Here is a 16,886-nt window from a genome sequence, read left to right on the forward strand (position 1 = left end):
GCGTAATTTGGGTATCACACGATTGAAACCAACTGATCGTTATAGTGATTTTTTCGTATTGATTGGCGTTCAAAAACAAGCCATGTCTATAATTATGTTTAATAGGGAGATTGGTATGAAGATATTGTTAACGGGTGGTACGGGATTTATTGGTTCTGAATTGGTCAAAAGTTGGAACACTGACGACGTGACATTGTTGACGCGGAGTCCTGAAAAAGCGAAGCAAAACCTAAATCACCTCAACCAGAACAACCTTCATTACATTCAATCTCTTGATGGACTGAGTGATCTCAATGACTTCGATGTAGTGGTCAATCTTGCTGGCGAACCTATCGCTGACAAGCGTTGGAGTGCGGAGCAAAAAGAGAGAATCTGTAACAGCCGCTGGCACATTACTGAAAAACTGGTCGAGTTAATTCATGCCAGCAGCAACCCGCCGAAGGCTTTTATTAGCGGCTCAGCCGTGGGTTACTATGGTGATCAACAGCAACATCCGTTTGACGAATCACTACAAGTAGAAGATGAAAGCTTCCCTCACAAAGTTTGCGCTCATTGGGAAGAGATAGCCAAGAGAGCACAATCAGAAAGCACACGCGTGATACTACTACGAACAGGTATTGTACTTGGTGAAAATGGCGGTGCGCTCAAAAAGATGCTTATGCCGTACAAACTCGGAGTTGGTGGGCCGCTAGGTTCAGGCGAGCAATATATGCCTTGGATTCACATGCTGGATATGGTGAGAGCCATCAATCACTTATTGTCGATGCCTCACGCTCAAGGGGAATTTAATATGTGTGCCCCACACCCTGTCACCAACAAGCTGTTCAGCAGCACACTCGCTAAACAACTACGCCGACCTCATTTATTGTTCACGCCTAAATGGGCAATGTCGCTTCTGATGGGTGAATCTTCTTGTCTGCTCTTTGACAGCATTCGTTCCAAACCAAAGAAGCTCACTGAAATGGGATTTATCTTTAGTTACTCAAGAATCGAACCGGCACTAAAAAACTTGTTACAACATCAAGACTAATTCTTTACTCTAAAGCGATAGAGACTCTAATAAAGGATTAAGTGTGAACAAGTCGATTCTTATCACTGGTTGCTCAACAGGCATTGGCTATACATGTGCTCATGCACTTCAAAAACGTGGCTTTCATGTCATTGCATCTTGCCGTGACCCACAAGATGTTCAACGCCTTCAAGATGAAGGCCTCACTTGTATTCAATTAGATCTTTCCAACCAAGAGAGTATCGAGAATGGCGCCAAGCTTGCGATTGCACTCGCACCTAACGGATTGTATGGGTTATTCAATAACGGCGCTTACGGTCAAGCAGGCGCGCTAGAAGACTTACCGACCCAGGGGCTCAGAGAGCAATTCGAAACCAACTTCTTTGGTTGGCATCATCTTGTTTGTCAGATCCTCCCGCACATGCGCGAACGTGGTGAAGGCCGAATCGTGCAAAACAGTTCCGTATTAGGTTTTGCCGCAATGAAATATCGTGGCGCTTATAATGCGTCAAAGTTCGCGATTGAAGGCTGGACGGATACCTTGCGTTTAGAGCTGCATGGCAGCGGTATACACATCTCGCTACTGCAGCCAGGTCCAATAGAAACTCAATTCCGACCTAATGCCCTGAAAGCATTCAATAAATGGATTGTCATCTCTGGTAGCGCTCATAAAACAGCTTATCAACAACAAAAAGACCGACTTGAAAAGGAGTCATCGAACAACGCTTTTGTTCTGCCACCTGAGAGTTGTATCGAACCTGTTTTTCACGCACTTACGGCCAATAAACCCAAGTTAAGATATCGAGTTACGACCCCGACTAAAGTGTTCGCGGTATTGAAAAGGATTCTGCCGAGTCGCTGGCTAGACCCTATTTTGAGAAAAGCTGCATAATTGTCTAACTTTGAATGCACAGTCGCAAACTTTAATGTAACGATGTAATTTTTCCGTAACAATAAGATGTCATGATTTATCCTATCTCATCAATTACTCCCAATTGGTGAATCTAATCTGGATATTTCATGACTTTAAACCGCCTTAATTGGGTAGGTGTGAGTGTGGCGATTACGTTGTTTATTCTGTTTTGAGTATCTCACGCAATACCTCACTGACCACCTCAATGATTACGCTATGCCTTCTATGTAGAGATAAACATCCTACCAACATCGAAGCATAGCGTTTTTCTATTTTTGTCTCTTTTTATCTGAGATACCCCAGTTAGATCTTGAAGTTACCGACTTATCCCCCCATATTTGCAACGTATCCATAAACAAACCTCAAGGAACGTAAATGCAATCTCCGCATATTGTTGAACTTAATGAGCAGAACTTTCGTCAAGTATTAGAAGGTTCGATGCAGACCCCTGTACTCATCCAATTTTGGGCACCAATGAGCCAAGAGAGCGCCCAAGTCATTCCTGAACTGCAAACATTAACTCAGCAATACAATGGCGCTTTCACCCTAGCTTTATTGAACTGCGAGCAAGAGCAAGCCATTGCTAGCCAATTTGGGGTTCAAGCACTACCGACTATTGCACTGTTTGTTAACGGTCAGCCTGTCGATGGCCTTGGTGGCCCTCAGAGCTTAGAAGCCATTGTTGAAATGCTAAACAAGCACCTTCCTAGCCAAGATGAACTTGCATTACGTCAAGCTCTAGAGCAAATGCAAGCAGGTGAGCACACACAAGCACTGGCAGCAATGCAACAACTTCCAGCTGCGCTAACAAGCAAAGGCGAAGTAAAACTGGCGATTGCAGAGTGTTTGTTAGAAACGCAACAGTTTGATCTTGCTGAAACTCAACTAGCCACCATTCCTCTAGAGTACCAAGACAACTACTACAAAGGCTTAGTCGCGAAACTTGAACTTCACAAGCAAGCAGCAGACAGCCCTGAAATACAGGCATTAGAAACCGCTCTGCAGCAAGACCCGAATGATGCTAAGACTGCCTCAGAGTTAGCATTGCAATATCACCAGGTGAACCGCAACGAAGAAGCGATGGAGCTGTTGTGGTCTTTCCTAGCAAAAGATCTAAATGCTTGCGATGGCGATATGAAAAAAGAGTTCATGGACATCTTAAGTGCGCTTGGGCAAGGAAACCCAGTTGCCAGTAAGTACCGTCGACAACTGTACTCTCTGCTTTACTAACAAAACCCTAAAATCGTTAGATTAAACATCGAAAACTGACAATTCAATCAATTAGCTTATCGAATGAAACAATATAAAATGGGCCATAAAATCAATATTTTATGGCCCATTTCTCGTTTATAAATTTGCTCAGAATTTAAATATGAGCCAGTATCAATAGTGAACTATCAAAAACTTAAACTTGCAAAGGATTTTGTATGGCTATTGATACATTGATTACTATTGGCGTCTTTACTGTCGTCGCACTACTGTTCATTTTCGCTGGTGTCAAAACCGTTCCACAGGGCAATAACTGGACCGTAGAACGCTTTGGCCGCTATACACAGACCCTCAAACCAGGCCTAAACCTGATCATTCCATTTATCGATAAAGTCGGACAACGCATCAGTATGATGGAACGAGTTCTCGATATCCCAGCTCAAGAAGTCATCTCCAAAGATAATGCTAATGTCATGATTGATGCAGTTTGCTTCGTACAAGTTATCGATGCACCGAAAGCGGCTTATGAAGTAAATGACCTTGAGCATGCGATCCGTAATTTAACCCTCACCAATATTCGTACTGTACTTGGCTCTATGGAGCTGGATGAAATGCTTAGCCAGCGTGACATGATCAATACCAAGCTGCTAAATATCGTGGATGAAGCAACCAACCCATGGGGCGTAAAAGTTACTCGTATCGAAATCAAAGATGTACAGCCACCAGCAGATCTAACCGCCGCGATGAATGCCCAGATGAAAGCTGAGCGAAACAAACGTGCCGACATTTTATCGGCTGAAGGTGTAAGACAAGCTGAGATCCTAAAAGCGGAAGGTCATAAGCAATCTGAAATCTTAAAAGCGGAAGGTCAAAAGCAAGCAGCCATCCTGCAAGCAGAAGCTCGTGAGCGTGCAGCAGAAGCAGAAGCTAAAGCGACAGAAATGGTCTCGACGGCCATCGCTCAAGGTGACATGCAAGCGGTCAATTACTTTATTGCACAAGGTTACACCGACGCATTGAAGTCTATTGGCCAAGCTGAAAACGGCAAGATAATCATGCTACCACTCGAAGCGACTGGCCTAATGGGTTCTGTTGCAGGTATCGCAGAGATGTTTGCACAAAGCAACGACAAGGGTAGTAAGGACTAACTTATGTTCGAGTTACTAGAGCAAGTAAACCACTGGCATTGGTTAGCATTTGGTCTAGCGCTGCTAGCCCTAGAGCTGGTTGGTACTGCTGGTTACTTTTTGTGGATAGGCATATCTGCCATGTTGGTCGGAGCGCTATTAGGCGCGCTACCAATCGGTTGGCAGATGCAATGGTTGTCCTTTGCGAGTTTTTCACTTATCACCACTTGGTTGTGGTGGAGAAGACAACTATCTAATGACAAGCAGTCAGACGCAGGGCGAGAGCTAAATCAAAGAGAAAAACAACTTGTAGGGCAAACTGTTTTTCTTACCGAAGAGGTCAAAAGAGGTAACTGCCGAATTAAGGTAGGAGACTCTTCTTGGTCAGCAAGAGCTAGCCAAGATATTCCATCAGGCACAGAAATTAAGATTGTGGCATTAGACGGAATAATTCTAATAATCCAGCCTTTATAGCTAATTGGCATATTAGGCCTACATTATCGATAAATGTAGGCTTTAATAACTTTAGAGAGCAAAGAACATTCTAATTATCATTGTGATAGATTGAATTGAAAAAAAAATAAGTTCTTATTTCGTAAAGCTAAAAAGTTTGATTGAGCTAAAAAGATATAAGAAAGACAGTTTTCTTATCCAAAATATATATGAATAGTTAACCTTACTCACCCTTAATTATAATTATTAAAAATGTTAAGTCCGTCCAATTTTTGAAATTTTATTTTCCTTGTCCATACTTTCAATTATCTCAACTAGAGATAAACCTAATGGAGTTTGTATGAGACATCTTTTAATAATTCTAACGGCTATTTTCAGCTTAACATTCGGAAGCGCTCTGGCGAGCAGTCAGTCTCCAGGTAACGGAAACATGGGGCCTATTGTTAAGTGTTCAGATGGAAACGCAGTCACTCATGTGCCATTGCTGATCTGCAAACACTATGGCGGAAAGGTGCTTTGATAGGTAACGAACGTCAGGCTAGTAATGTTCTTTGCTGCCTGACACACTGTTTGATTGCTAGGCGAGCTTTAAAAAAATATGTTATTTTCGGCCTGACAAATTGTTCAAAATTGGGCATTCGTTTGAAGCATCTCCCGGGCAATCATGCACCCAAGACTGTAACTGAGCCTTCATTTTATTTAACTCAGCAAGTTTCAATTCAATTTCATCTAACTTCTGAGTTGCCTTCTTCTTTACTTCGTAGCTTTGTCTGTTCGGATTCATTGCCAACTCGACAAGCGCCTTACACTCATCAAGCGTAAATCCAACCATTTTAGCTCTCAGTACAAATTCTAACTGTTCGATGTGAATCTCGCCGTATTGCCTATAGCCATTGTCGGAACGATGCGGGGGACTCATCATGCCTTTACTTTCGTAAAAACGAATGGATTTCGCTGTTGTACCAACACGTTTAGCTACTTCACCAATATTCACTCTATTACCTATAATTCAAACGTTGCCTAAAACAAAGAGCGCGCTCTAAAACGAAAAACCGCAGTACTGCTGTTATACAATACTGCGGTTAAAAAACATAGTTAGAGACTTACGTTAGAGGCTTACTCTTGCTCTAACAGCCAAATCATAGTTTGAGATTTTTCTTCACTGTCTAGCTTATTGAACCAATATGAAACCATTTCGATTTCTTTTGAGCCTTCAATTGATGCTGGAGAAGCGTTCTTACGATTTTTGAATGCCCAATCTGTCACTGTAGATTGCTCTTCTTTTGTTGCTTGTCCATACCAGTAGTTAACCATCTCTTGAGCTTGAGAAACTCTTGGTTCTTCAGCAACAACCGCTGCTACAGGTACCGCGACTGGAGCAACCGCGATCGCAGTATGATTATTTGCGCCGTTGTAGATCGTGTCGATATACGCTTTCGGCACAATGAAAGTTGTACTCATTACTGAGTTTTGTCCATCAAGCGTAAACTCTAAGTTCTTTTCTCTTGCCTGCTGAATATCAGCTTCGCTTAATGGAAATTTAATATATTGAGTCTTTGTACAGTGCTCGCTGCAACTTTCTCTTGGAACCTGTCTCTCTTCTAGCTCTATCGTCTTGCCGAAAAAGCTTACAGTTTCATATTCTTTATAGCTCTGGAAGTAGCTCACATCCATTATAATTGAAGATTCTGGAGCCGAATTCTGTGTTACTTCTTTGTTGTACGTAAAGTAGAGTGACGATTTCAAGATGTCTGCTCCAACATTCGCTTTACTTTCCGCAACGTAAGATTGCCCAGTTACCTGAATATAACCACCTTTAGGCTGTACATCCGCAACTGAATCTGAAAAATTACTTTTTGAATCGAGTGAACTACAAGCTCCCAAAAATAATGATAATACAACTACACTAACTTTATTCATTATGACTAATTCCTTATGTTCACTATGGAAAAACGCTGGCAAAATAATTTACCAGCGTTTTGATTCTCTTTAACTATTTTAAGCTGATAACTTTAGCTTAGAAACCGTACTCAAGACCAACGCGAGTTACGATATCTGTATCAGCGTCGCCAACAGTACGACCCGCTACACGTAGGTAAGGTACGAAACCGTTGTGAACTGCCATTAGCTGACCAGAGATAGTGTTGCTATCTGAGTTAGCTTCTTTATTACCGTTAAGTTCAGATTCTAGGTTCGCTGCATAACCCAGTTTGAAACCAATTGGACCGTTCCAGTATTGACCAATAACAGAATAAGAATCTTGTGTTTGCTTGCGAATACCGTTGTCTAGCTCTTCGCCTTTAAATGCTGCCGCGATACCGAAGCCAGCAGGTAAGCTTGCTTCGAAACCAACGATATATGCGAACGTATCATCATCGTAGCCAGCAACTTCCGGAGCTTGCTCTGCATTACCATTTTCATCAAATGACCAGTCACCACCTGAAGCCGCGACTACACGAGTACCCGATTCAACAGCACCCATGAATGTCACTTTTTCGAAGCTGTACTTAGCGCTTGCACCAACGAAGTTTGCGTCACGAGTCGCGGCACCACCACCGTTGTCGTTATCATCACGACCAACAGAAGCTGCAAAAGAGAAACCACCAAATTTAGCTGAATCGTAACGTACTTGGTTAGATTGACGATCGTAGTGACCATTGATGCCGCCCCAATCGAATACAGAACCTAGACCAGGGTTAGAGAATGGCCAATCGACGATTTCGTATAGTGGTGTAAGAACACGACCCACACGTAGGTTACCCCAAGAGCCAGAAGCACCAACGAAAGTATCACGGAAACCTAGAACACCGCCTGAAACGCCACCGTGAGACCAGTCTGTGCTATCTACGTAACCAGATTCGATCTGCATTGTGATAGTAACGTCTTCAAACATATCTTTGTGAGCACGGAAGCCGATACGAGATTCATTCTCAACAGCATAACCAGAGCTAGAGTCATTGTTGTCAGTTGTGTTGTAGTTAACTAAAGAGATAGCTGCAACACCGTATACGTCAACGTTGAAGTCAGAGTTGATACCAACTTCTTTCGCCATTACACCTGTCGATAAAAGTGCAACCGTTGCACCTAGTAGAGTACGTTTGAAAATTTTGTTTTCCATGGAATAAAACTCCTAAAAATGGATATAGCTGTTTGAATATTTCCCGCCTAAAGTTGGCCGCCGTAGAGAGAAATACCTTTTCTTGTTTGAGAACCCTAAACTCTGAATTCTCTATTTCCTTTCTGGTTATACACATCGTGTGCATCCATGGCATTAAGACTAACTTCGCCCTCAAAAAGATCAATGAGAACTTAATTTTCATCTAAAAAAATATGAGTTGGTGCAAATTTAGTAGGTACTTAGTGATCCAGATCGATAAATTGTAAAGCTCACAACCAAAAACAACAAAAACAATAAATATCAATAACTTAAATAAACTTCACCCTTATAAACATAGAAGTGACTCGCATTTTCAATACAACCTCCATGGTATTTCATTAATGTTGAGCAGCGTCACTGTCCTGATTTTAGAGTTCGTATAGGAACAAAATTCTCAACAATTAAAAAGACATCTAATTTGTAGCAGGCACAAAAAAAGCACTCCCTTTAAAGGAGTGCTTTTGAGCTTTTTTTACCTTGGTTTACTTACGAAATAAGTGCAATTAGATCTTCTTCTGTTCTTATTTCGATACCTAAATCTTGTGCTTTAGTCAGTTTAGAACCAGCGGCTTCACCAGCGAATAAGATATCCGTTTTCTTAGACACGCTACCAGTCACTTTTGCGCCTAAAGCCTGCAAAGCGGCTTTCGCTTCACTGCGTCCTAATTTAGACAGTGAGCCCGTCAACACGACCACTTTGCCTTCTAACGGTAGCTCTTGGTCATCCGCAACAGCTTCGATTGCAGGCCAGTTAACACCCAGTTCTAGCAACTGATCGACTACGGCTCTGTTTTTCTCCTGCAAGAAGAAGCTCGTGAGGTGACTTGCTACGATGTCACCAATATCTGACACTTCAACTAACTGCTCATGGGTTGCTGCTTGAACCAACTCTAGCGTCTTAAAGTGCTGAGCTAAGTTCATAGCCGTCGCTTCGCCCACTTCTCGAATCCCTAAAGAATAAAGAAAACGGGCTAATGTCGTGTCTTTGGCTTTATTAAGCGCACTCACTACATTCTGTGCCGATTTAGGCCCCATACGGTCAAGAACCGTAATAACGCCAGCGCTGAGCTTAAAGAGATCGGCTGGAGTTTCTACCATTTCACGGTCGACAAGCTGCTCTATCACTTTTACGCCAAGACCATCAACATCCAGAGCCTTTCTAGACACAAAGTGCTTAAGCGCTTCTTTACGCTGTGCCTGACAGACCAAGCCACCTGTACAACGCGCTACAGCCTCGCCTTCAACGCGTTCTACTGCAGAGTTACATACAGGGCAAGCATCAGGGAAAACAATGTCTCTAGCCGTTTCAGGGCGACGATCTAGTACCACAGCCACAATTTGCGGAATAACGTCACCGGCACGACGGATAATCACGCTATCGCCTACCTTCACACCTAAACGAGCGATCTCATCGGCATTGTGTAAAGTGGCATTACTAACCGTCACGCCGCCTACGAAGATAGGTTCCAGTTTAGCAACCGGCGTAATAGCGCCAGTACGGCCCACCTGAAACTCAACGTCATTGAGCAGGGTAATCTCTTCTTGAGCTGGGAACTTATAAGCAATTGCCCAACGTGGTGCTCGCGCAACAAAGCCTAGAGTCACTTGTGCGGCAATGTCATCAACCTTAATCACCACACCGTCAATCTCATAAGCCAGAGCGTCACGACGATTCATAATATCTTGATAGTACGCTTTTACGTCCTCAAGCGAGCTTAGTTGCTTAGTCTCAGGGCACATAGGTAAGCCCCAACCTTTAAGCTGTAAAAAGCGTTGATAGTGACTATTTGATAGCTCAGCGCCTTGTACAACACCGACACTGTATGCGTAGAAAGCCAGTGGACGTTTCGCTGTAATGCGAGAGTCAAGCTGACGCAGGCTACCTGCAGCGGCATTGCGTGGGTTAACAAAAACTTTGTCGCCCTTCTTCAATGCCATCTCATTCAGTTTATCGAAGCCTGCTTTTGGCATAAACACTTCACCACGAACCTCAATCCGTTCTGGCCAACCTTCGCCTTGCAACTTAAGCGGAATAGAGCTGATCGTTCGTACGTTTTCTGTGATGTTTTCGCCAGTAGCGCCATCACCACGCGTTGCTGCCTGAACTAAGGTGCCATTTACATAGAGTAGGCTTACCGCTAAGCCATCAAGCTTAGGCTCACAACAGAAAGTCTTAAGATTGGCCATTGGCGCTCTATCAGACATACGCTTATTAAACGCATCCAAATCTTCATCAGAGAATGCATTGTCCAGAGAAAGCATCGGGATCTCATGAGTCACTTGAGTGAAACCATCGAGAGGCTGACCACCGACACGTTGGCTCGGAGAATCCACCGTCACAAGCTCTGGATTCTCTTCCTCGATCTTTAGCAACTGTTGCATTAATCGATCGTACTCGACATCAGGGATCTCAGGGCTATCTTCTACGTAATAACGAACGGCATGATAGTGCAGAGTTTCTCTTAACTGCTCTAAGGTAACTTGAATCGATTCTTTCATATCATTCTCTGTCGTGATTGAAATATCAAAAAGGGCTCCCTTAGGAGCCCTTTTCTATAAATATAGATTATTTACAAGGCTAAACAATACGGTTAGGCATTCGTAGCCGTCATAAAGTCTCTGATTTGCTTGCGGTAGTCTGACAAACGATTGGGCGTCATTAAGTTACGTGACTCGTCCAAAACGTTTCCGCCCATATCATCAGCAATTTTCTGAGCTGCACTCAGCATTACATTGAAGTTCTGATCAGCTTGACCGTAACAAGGCAGCGTCATGAAGAACGAAATACCTTTCGTTGTAAAGTCAGCGGGATCATCATGTTCTAGAGTTCCGGGCTGCATCATGTTCGCAACACTGAAAATAACTTTTGGCTCATCGCTAGATTGTGCAAAGCAATGGTAGATAGACATCTCACCATAAGTTAGGCCGTTATTCTCCATACTACGGAAAAGTTCAGTCCCTACGAATGGGATTTCTCCTGCACAGTGAACATTAAGAACAATCACTTCTAAGCCAAGTTCTTCATCTGGCTTAGCTTCTTCAACAGGCGCGGCGCTTTGTGGAGCAACGACCTCTTTCGAAACAAGCGGTTCACTTGGCGTTAATGATTCACTAGGAACGAGTGGCTCGGTAACCGAATCCGAAGCTTCTTCGAACGAACCGTACTGCTCTTGAAAACCAGCATGACTTTCTTTTTGCTCATCAGTCAATTCAAAGCTTGGAACCTCTGGTTCAGCGGCCTCTTGTATGTCTTCAGGTTCACTCTCGATCTGAGCTGGTTCTTCTTTAACACTGAAAGAAGGAAGATCATTCAATTCGATGTCGTCTTCGATAACTTCTTTCGTTTGTGGCGCTGTAAGTGGATCTGAGTCAATCAGCGGATCAGTCTCAGATGGTGAGACTGCAAAGTCCGGCTCTTTACGCTCTTTTCGGATTATCTCAAAATCATCTTCTGGGGCGAATGAACGGTTTGGGATCGTTTCTGCTTCATCTAAGCTGTCGTTATCAAGCTTACCAAGCGGCTTATCTCCAAACTTTGCTTTCCCTTCTTTTTTACTCGTCCATAGACCATGGAACAATAATGCGGCGATAGCTAATGCGCCAACAATAATGAGTACAAATCGCAATTCCTGCATTTTTCGCTCTCAGCTTTCTTAGTCGACTAGCTATAAACACGCTGTCACTAAGTTGGGTTAATTTGGCTAATCTCACTACTCTATCAAAAGTAGCCACTGTTTTAGAACAACTTAATACAATTAGTTCCTTACATGGTGTGATTTTCACCACGCTTTTTTTCTTAATTTCGGTCTAGTACACTAGGGATGTTTGCTATTTAACCAAATTCACATGTGACCTAATTTAAATATGACTATTGAATCTGTTCCCCGCTCAGGCTTTGGCTATTTTATTTTCGGAATAAAAATCGCTTTGTCGCCGAGCATTCGTAAGTTTGTACTAATGCCACTTATTGCTAACGTGTTACTCGTTGGTGGTGCCTTGTTTTATATTTTCTCCAACCTAAACACTTGGATTGAGGGCTGGATTGGCGCATTACCAAGCTTTTTGTCGTGGTTGTCATACATTCTATGGCCACTACTTGTGTTAACCGTCTTGGCCACGTTTTCGTATTTCTTTAGTACGCTCGCTAACTTCATTGCCGCACCTTTCAATGGGTTGCTCGCAGAAAAGGTAGAAGAGCTGCTCAGTGGCAAAAAAGTGAATGACGATGGTTTGCTGGATGCACTCAAAGATACTCCACGTATTTTAGCGAGAGAATGGCGCAAGCTTGTCTATATTCTGCCAAAAGCGATAGGTTTATTCCTACTTTTGTTAATTCCAGCACTAGGACAAACCGTTGCACCGTTTTTATGGTTCATTTTCACAGCATGGATGTTAGCGATCCAGTACGCCGACTATCCATTTGATAACCACAAAATCAAATTTGATGATATGAGAAACAATTTGAAACAAAAACAAGGTAAGAGCTACAGCTTCGGTGCACTTGTGTCTGTTTTCACAACGATTCCAATTTTAAATCTGATCGTCATGCCAGTTGCCGTCTGCGGCGCTACTGCCATGTGGGTTGCTGAGTTTAAAAACCAAGCTCTGCGTTCTCGTCTATAACCTTCATTCTCTCTTTAACAACGCCTATCTTTTTGAAGTTCTGAACACAATAAAGATAGGCGTGAACTCTGCTACATATCTATATGATATAACTTTTTAATCCTTTTACCTTTTTTTCAACTTGTTTAATCTAAATTCAAGCTAAACAAACATCGAAAGACACTAGACGGTAAAGTGATTGATATACTACGTTTAGTTCTGTCATTAAATGAAGGAATATCGCATGAGCAAGATCTACGAAGACAACACCCTAACGATTGGTAACACACCGCTAGTCCGCCTTAACAAAGTAAGCAAAGGCAACGTTCTAGCTAAGATTGAAGCTCGTAACCCAAGCTTCAGCGTTAAGTGTCGTATCGGTTCAAACATGATCTGGGAAGCAGAAAAAGCAGGAACTTTAAAACCAGGTATCGAGCTTGTTGAACCTACCAGTGGTAATACAGGTGTTGCTCTTGCATTCGTAGCAGCCGCTCGCGGTTACAAGCTAACGCTAACGATGCCTGAGTCAATGAGCCTAGAGCGTCGTAAGTTGCTTAAAGCACTAGGTGCAAACTTAGTACTGACTGAAGCACCAAAAGGCATGAACGGCGCGATAGCTAAAGCAGAAGAAATTGTCGCTTCAGACCCAGAAAAGTATCTGCTGCTTCAGCAATTCAACAACCCAGCTAACCCACAAATTCACGAGAAGACAACTGGCCCTGAAATTTGGGAAGCAACAGATGGCGAAATCGATGTATTTGTCGCTGGCGTAGGTACCGGCGGTACGCTTACTGGTACAAGCCGTTACATTAAAGGCGAGAAAGGTAAAGCGATCACTTCAGTAGCGGTTGAACCAGCAGAATCTCCAGTGATTGCACAAGCGCTTGCTGGCGAAGAAATCAAACCAGCTCCACACAAAATCCAAGGTATTGGTGCAGGCTTTATCCCTGGAAACCTAGATTTAGACCTTATCGACCGTGTAGAGCCAGTAACTTCTGAAGAAGCGATTGAGATGGCTCAACGCCTAATGAAAGAGGAAGGTATTCTTGCGGGCATCTCATCTGGCGCAGCGGTAGTAGCGGCGAACAGAATCGCGGAACTACCTGAATTTGCAGGAAAAACCATTGTCACCGTGCTGCCAAGCTCTGGCGAACGTTACCTAAGTACAGCCCTATTTGCAGGCATCTTTACGGAGAAAGAGAACCAACAATAATATGTGGTCAAATCAATTTTTCGTCCAAAAAAGCCCCGTTTAGGGGCTTTTTTGTTGATCCCTGCCCCACCTTTGGTAATATCGGGTCTGTTTTATTTTTCGCTTCAAAATAAAAGAAGCAATAAACAAATTCTGAAAGTCATGAGTACTCAACAAAAGACGACCATGGCTGGATAAAAATTTATAACCAGTCTAAGTTCTAACACGAACATGGCGTACTAGCCTCTAGCGCATTTGGGCTAAAGCAGTTAAGCTAATCTGGTTACAAACTTACAAAAAATAAATTAATTGGGGTATATAAAATGTACGAGAAGCAAGTAGAAATCACAGCAGAAAACGGCCTTCACACACGTCCAGCTGCACAGTTCGTTAAAGAAGCAAAATCTTTCGATGCTGACATCACAGTGACTTCTAACGGCAAAAGCGCTAGCGCGAAAAGCCTGTTCAAACTACAAACTTTAGGCCTAGTAAAAGGTACTAACGTTACTATTTCAGCTGAAGGCCCTCAAGCTCAGCAAGCTGTAGACCACCTAGTTGCTCTTATGGATCAACTACACTAATACGGTCTCCTTCTTTCAAAGCCATTTTGCACAGCAAAGTGGCTTTGTTCGAAATAGATAGCAATTCGAAATAGATAGCGATAAGCGCGACATTAGTCGACGACTTAAAGTCACACATTCTCCCGTTTACAGTTGAACAACTAAGGTAAGGCTATGATTTCAGGCATCCTAGCATCTCCTGGTATTGCTTTCGGTAAAGCACTACTACTTCAAGAAGATGAAATTGTCCTAAACACTCAATCTATCTCAGACGATCAAGTTGAAGCAGAAGTTCAGCGTTTTTTTGACGCTCGTAACAAATCTTCTCAACAACTTGAAGTTGTAAAGCAAAAAGCACTTGAAACTTTTGGCGAAGAAAAAGAAGCAATCTTTGAAGGCCATATCATGCTGCTTGAAGATGAAGAGCTAGAAGAAGAGATTTTAGCACTCATCAAGAAAGACAAAATGCACGCAGACAACGCGATCTACACAGTGATCGAAGAGCAAGCTGTTGCACTTGAGTCACTTGATGATGAGTACCTAAAAGAACGTGCGACTGATATCCGTGATATCGGTACTCGCTTCGTTAAAAATGCACTAGGCATTAACATTGTGTCTCTAGCAGATATCAATGAACAAGTTATCCTAGTTGCTTACGACCTAACGCCATCTGAAACTGCACAAATCAACCTAGATTACGTTCTTGGTTTCGCTTGTGACATCGGCGGTCGTACATCTCATACTTCAATCATGGCACGTTCACTTGAGCTTCCAGCTATCGTTGGTACTAACGATATCACTAAGCAAGTTAAGAACGGCGACATGCTTGTGCTAGACGCGATGAACAATAAGATCATCATCAACCCTTCTGACGCTGAATTAGCAGAAGCTAAGAAAATCAAATCTGATTTTGAAGCAGAAGCGGCTGAACTAGCAAAACTTAAAGACCTACCAGCTATCACACTTGATAACCATCAAGTAGAAGTTTGCGGCAACATCGGTACAGTTAAAGACTGTGACGGTATCCTGCGCAACGGTGGCGAAGGTGTTGGTCTGTACCGTACTGAATTCCTATTCATGGACCGTACTGCACTTCCTACTGAAGAAGAGCAATACGTTGCTTACAAAGAAGTAGCTGAAGCAATGCACGGTGAGTCAGTGATTATCCGTACTATGGATATCGGTGGCGATAAAGATCTACCATACATGGATCTTCCACAAGAGATGAACCCTTTCCTAGGCTGGCGTGCAGTACGTATCAGTTTGGATCGTCGTGAAATCTTACGTGACCAACTACGCGGCATTCTTCGTGCATCTGCACACGGTAAGCTACGTATCATGTTCCCAATGATCATTTCTATTGAAGAGATCCGTGAACTGAAAAAAGCAATCGAAGAGTACAAAGTTGAACTTCGCGCTGAAGGTCATGCTTTCGATGAAGACATCGAAATTGGCGTAATGGTTGAGACTCCAGCAGCTGCTGCAATCGCACACCACCTTGCTAAAGAAGTGGCTTTCTTCTCTATCGGTACTAACGATCTAACGCAATACACTCTTGCAGTTGACCGTGGTAACGAGATGATTTCTCACCTTTACAACCCACTGTCTCCAGCGGTTCTTCTTGTAATCAAGCAAGTAATCGATGCTTCTCATAAAGAAGGCAAATGGACAGGTATGTGTGGCGAGCTAGCAGGCGATGAGCGTGCAACTCTACTTCTTCTTGGTATGGGTCTAGATGAGTTCTCTATGAGCGGTATCTCTATCCCTAAAGTTAAGAAAGTAATCCGTAACTCTAACTTCGCAGAAGTTAAAGCTATGGCTGACGAAGCGCTATCTCTACCTACAGCTGCAGAAATTGAAGCTTGCGTAGAAAAATTCATCGCTGAGAAAACTCAGTAATCACCAAGAGCTTAATAAAGTTAGACGGCTAAAAATAGTCGTCTAATTTGTTAGATTGGTATAGTATATTCTACAGAATAAAACTAAACGTTAGGAGCATGACACAATGGGTCTGTTTGACAAACTGAAAAAGCTTGTATCTGATGACAGCGCTGATGCTGGTGCAATCGAAATCATCGCACCTCTTTCTGGTGAAATCGTAAACATCGAAGACGTGCCAGATGTAGTTTTCGCTGAAAAAATCGTTGGTGACGGCATCGCTATCAAACCAGCTGGCGATAAAATGGTAGCTCCAGTTAACGGTACTATCGGTAAGATCTTCGAAACTAACCACGCATTCTCTATCGAGTCTGACGACGGTGTTGAGCTTTTCGTTCACTTCGGTATCGATACTGTTGAACTTAAAGGCGAAGGCTTCACTCGTGTTGCTGAAGAAGGTCAATCTGTTAAAGCTGGTGACACTATCATCACTTTCGACCTAGCGCTTCTAGAAGAGAAAGCGAAATCTACGCTTACTCCAGTTGTTATCTCTAACATGGACGAAATCAAGGAGCTGAACAAGCTTTCTGGTTCTGTAACTGTTGGCGAAACTCCAGTTCTTAAAGTAACTAAGTAATCTCGATTACTTAACTGCTTTAATTAAAACGCTACCTAAGGGTGGCGTTTTTTGTGCCTGCTATATTTGTTCAATACCTCAGATAGGTATTACTGACTATCACACCGAAACCCTTCTCCTAGTTCTCTCAACCAATGACAACTACACTG

The 16,886-nt window shown here is 42.9% G+C and carries 15 protein-coding genes; 10 read left to right on the top strand and 5 right to left on the bottom strand.

Going from position 1 to position 16,886, the window contains the following annotated elements; all coding sequences use genetic code 11:
- Positions 1–115: 115 nt before the first annotated feature.
- From M4S28_RS13250 to M4S28_RS13270, 5 genes are all read left to right on the top strand, one after another.
- Positions 116–1,030 carry a TIGR01777 family oxidoreductase gene (locus M4S28_RS13250; RefSeq protein WP_017092667.1) on the top strand — a complete coding sequence of 305 codons (915 nt, stop codon included), beginning with the start codon at positions 116–118 and terminating at the stop codon, positions 1,028–1,030.
- A gap of 43 nt (positions 1,031–1,073) precedes the next feature.
- The gene (locus tag M4S28_RS13255) at positions 1,074–1,901 is read left to right on the top strand and encodes an SDR family oxidoreductase (protein ID WP_102540684.1); all 828 of its coding nucleotides are present in this window, start codon (positions 1,074–1,076) and stop codon (positions 1,899–1,901) included.
- Between the two features lie 396 nt (positions 1,902–2,297).
- Positions 2,298–3,152, top strand: a complete 855-nt coding sequence (locus M4S28_RS13260; RefSeq protein WP_017084098.1) for a thioredoxin family protein — start codon at positions 2,298–2,300, stop codon at positions 3,150–3,152.
- 197 nt (positions 3,153–3,349) lie between these two features.
- Complete coding sequence (locus tag M4S28_RS13265; protein WP_004734251.1) at positions 3,350–4,279, top strand: SPFH domain-containing protein; 930 nt, start codon at positions 3,350–3,352, stop codon at positions 4,277–4,279.
- A gap of 3 nt (positions 4,280–4,282) precedes the next feature.
- Entirely contained in the window at positions 4,283–4,732 is a 450-nt protein-coding gene (locus tag M4S28_RS13270) for an NfeD family protein (protein WP_017079451.1), read from the top strand.
- Between the two features lie 580 nt (positions 4,733–5,312).
- Here the strand turns inward: M4S28_RS13270 and cueR are convergent.
- The 5 genes from cueR to zipA all read right to left on the bottom strand — a co-directional run bounded on the left by cueR (position 5,313) and on the right by zipA (position 11,503).
- Entirely contained in the window at positions 5,313–5,705 is a 393-nt protein-coding gene (gene cueR, locus M4S28_RS13275) for a Cu(I)-responsive transcriptional regulator (protein WP_249631940.1), read from the bottom strand.
- A 122-nt stretch (positions 5,706–5,827) separates the two neighbouring features.
- Positions 5,828–6,631, bottom strand: coding sequence for a DUF2057 domain-containing protein (locus tag M4S28_RS13280; RefSeq protein ID WP_249631941.1), 804 nt, complete (start codon positions 6,629–6,631; stop codon positions 5,828–5,830).
- Between the two features lie 97 nt (positions 6,632–6,728).
- Positions 6,729–7,829 carry a porin gene (locus M4S28_RS13285; RefSeq protein WP_061024481.1) on the bottom strand — a complete coding sequence of 367 codons (1,101 nt, stop codon included), beginning with the start codon at positions 7,827–7,829 and terminating at the stop codon, positions 6,729–6,731.
- Between the two features lie 525 nt (positions 7,830–8,354).
- Positions 8,355–10,367 carry an NAD-dependent DNA ligase LigA gene (gene ligA, locus M4S28_RS13290; protein WP_249631942.1) on the bottom strand — a complete coding sequence of 671 codons (2,013 nt, stop codon included), beginning with the start codon at positions 10,365–10,367 and terminating at the stop codon, positions 8,355–8,357.
- Between the two features lie 92 nt (positions 10,368–10,459).
- Positions 10,460–11,503, bottom strand: coding sequence for a cell division protein ZipA (zipA, locus tag M4S28_RS13295; RefSeq protein ID WP_249631943.1), 1,044 nt, complete (start codon positions 11,501–11,503; stop codon positions 10,460–10,462).
- 229 nt (positions 11,504–11,732) lie between these two features.
- Here zipA and cysZ point away from each other — a divergent pair, with 229 nt between their 5' ends.
- The 5 genes from cysZ (at position 11,733) to crr (ending at position 16,737) form a co-directional block, all read left to right on the top strand.
- Positions 11,733–12,491 (top strand): sulfate transporter CysZ, encoded by a 759-nt coding sequence (cysZ, locus tag M4S28_RS13300; RefSeq protein ID WP_249631944.1) that lies wholly within the window; start codon positions 11,733–11,735, stop codon positions 12,489–12,491.
- Between the two features lie 223 nt (positions 12,492–12,714).
- Positions 12,715–13,683 (top strand): cysteine synthase A, encoded by a 969-nt coding sequence (gene cysK, locus M4S28_RS13305; RefSeq protein ID WP_017079444.1) that lies wholly within the window; start codon positions 12,715–12,717, stop codon positions 13,681–13,683.
- Between the two features lie 302 nt (positions 13,684–13,985).
- Complete coding sequence (locus M4S28_RS13310; RefSeq protein ID WP_004734263.1) at positions 13,986–14,243, top strand: HPr family phosphocarrier protein; 258 nt, start codon at positions 13,986–13,988, stop codon at positions 14,241–14,243.
- A 153-nt stretch (positions 14,244–14,396) separates the two neighbouring features.
- The gene (ptsI, locus tag M4S28_RS13315) at positions 14,397–16,121 is read left to right on the top strand and encodes a phosphoenolpyruvate-protein phosphotransferase PtsI (RefSeq protein WP_017079443.1); all 1,725 of its coding nucleotides are present in this window, start codon (positions 14,397–14,399) and stop codon (positions 16,119–16,121) included.
- A 106-nt stretch (positions 16,122–16,227) separates the two neighbouring features.
- Positions 16,228–16,737: a PTS glucose transporter subunit IIA gene (gene crr, locus M4S28_RS13320; RefSeq protein ID WP_004737851.1), complete on the top strand. Its 510-nt coding sequence runs from the start codon at positions 16,228–16,230 to the stop codon at positions 16,735–16,737.
- Positions 16,738–16,886: the final 149 nt, after the last annotated feature.

It is taken from the genome of Vibrio sp. J383 (assembly GCF_023503985.1).
GTDB classification, from domain to species: Bacteria; Pseudomonadota; Gammaproteobacteria; order Enterobacterales; family Vibrionaceae; genus Vibrio; species Vibrio splendidus.

Bases quoted from the DNA above. Each gene is read 5' to 3' on its own strand.
- M4S28_RS13250 (WP_017092667.1), top strand. From the start codon at position 116: ATGAAGATATTGTTAACGGGTGGTACGGGATTTATTGGTTCTGAATTG.
- M4S28_RS13260 (WP_017084098.1), top strand. From the start codon at position 2,298: ATGCAATCTCCGCATATTGTTGAACTTAATGAGCAGAACTTTCGTCAA.
- M4S28_RS13265 (WP_004734251.1), top strand. From the start codon at position 3,350: ATGGCTATTGATACATTGATTACTATTGGCGTCTTTACTGTCGTCGCA.
- M4S28_RS13270 (WP_017079451.1), top strand. From the start codon at position 4,283: ATGTTCGAGTTACTAGAGCAAGTAAACCACTGGCATTGGTTAGCATTT.
- M4S28_RS13280 (WP_249631941.1), bottom strand. From the start codon at position 6,631: ATGAATAAAGTTAGTGTAGTTGTATTATCATTATTTTTGGGAGCTTGT.
- M4S28_RS13285 (WP_061024481.1), bottom strand. From the start codon at position 7,829: ATGGAAAACAAAATTTTCAAACGTACTCTACTAGGTGCAACGGTTGCA.
- ligA (WP_249631942.1), bottom strand. From the start codon at position 10,367: ATGAAAGAATCGATTCAAGTTACCTTAGAGCAGTTAAGAGAAACTCTG.
- zipA (WP_249631943.1), bottom strand. From the start codon at position 11,503: ATGCAGGAATTGCGATTTGTACTCATTATTGTTGGCGCATTAGCTATC.
- cysZ (WP_249631944.1), top strand. From the start codon at position 11,733: ATGACTATTGAATCTGTTCCCCGCTCAGGCTTTGGCTATTTTATTTTC.
- cysK (WP_017079444.1), top strand. From the start codon at position 12,715: ATGAGCAAGATCTACGAAGACAACACCCTAACGATTGGTAACACACCG.
- M4S28_RS13310 (WP_004734263.1), top strand. From the start codon at position 13,986: ATGTACGAGAAGCAAGTAGAAATCACAGCAGAAAACGGCCTTCACACA.
- ptsI (WP_017079443.1), top strand. From the start codon at position 14,397: ATGATTTCAGGCATCCTAGCATCTCCTGGTATTGCTTTCGGTAAAGCA.
- crr (WP_004737851.1), top strand. From the start codon at position 16,228: ATGGGTCTGTTTGACAAACTGAAAAAGCTTGTATCTGATGACAGCGCT.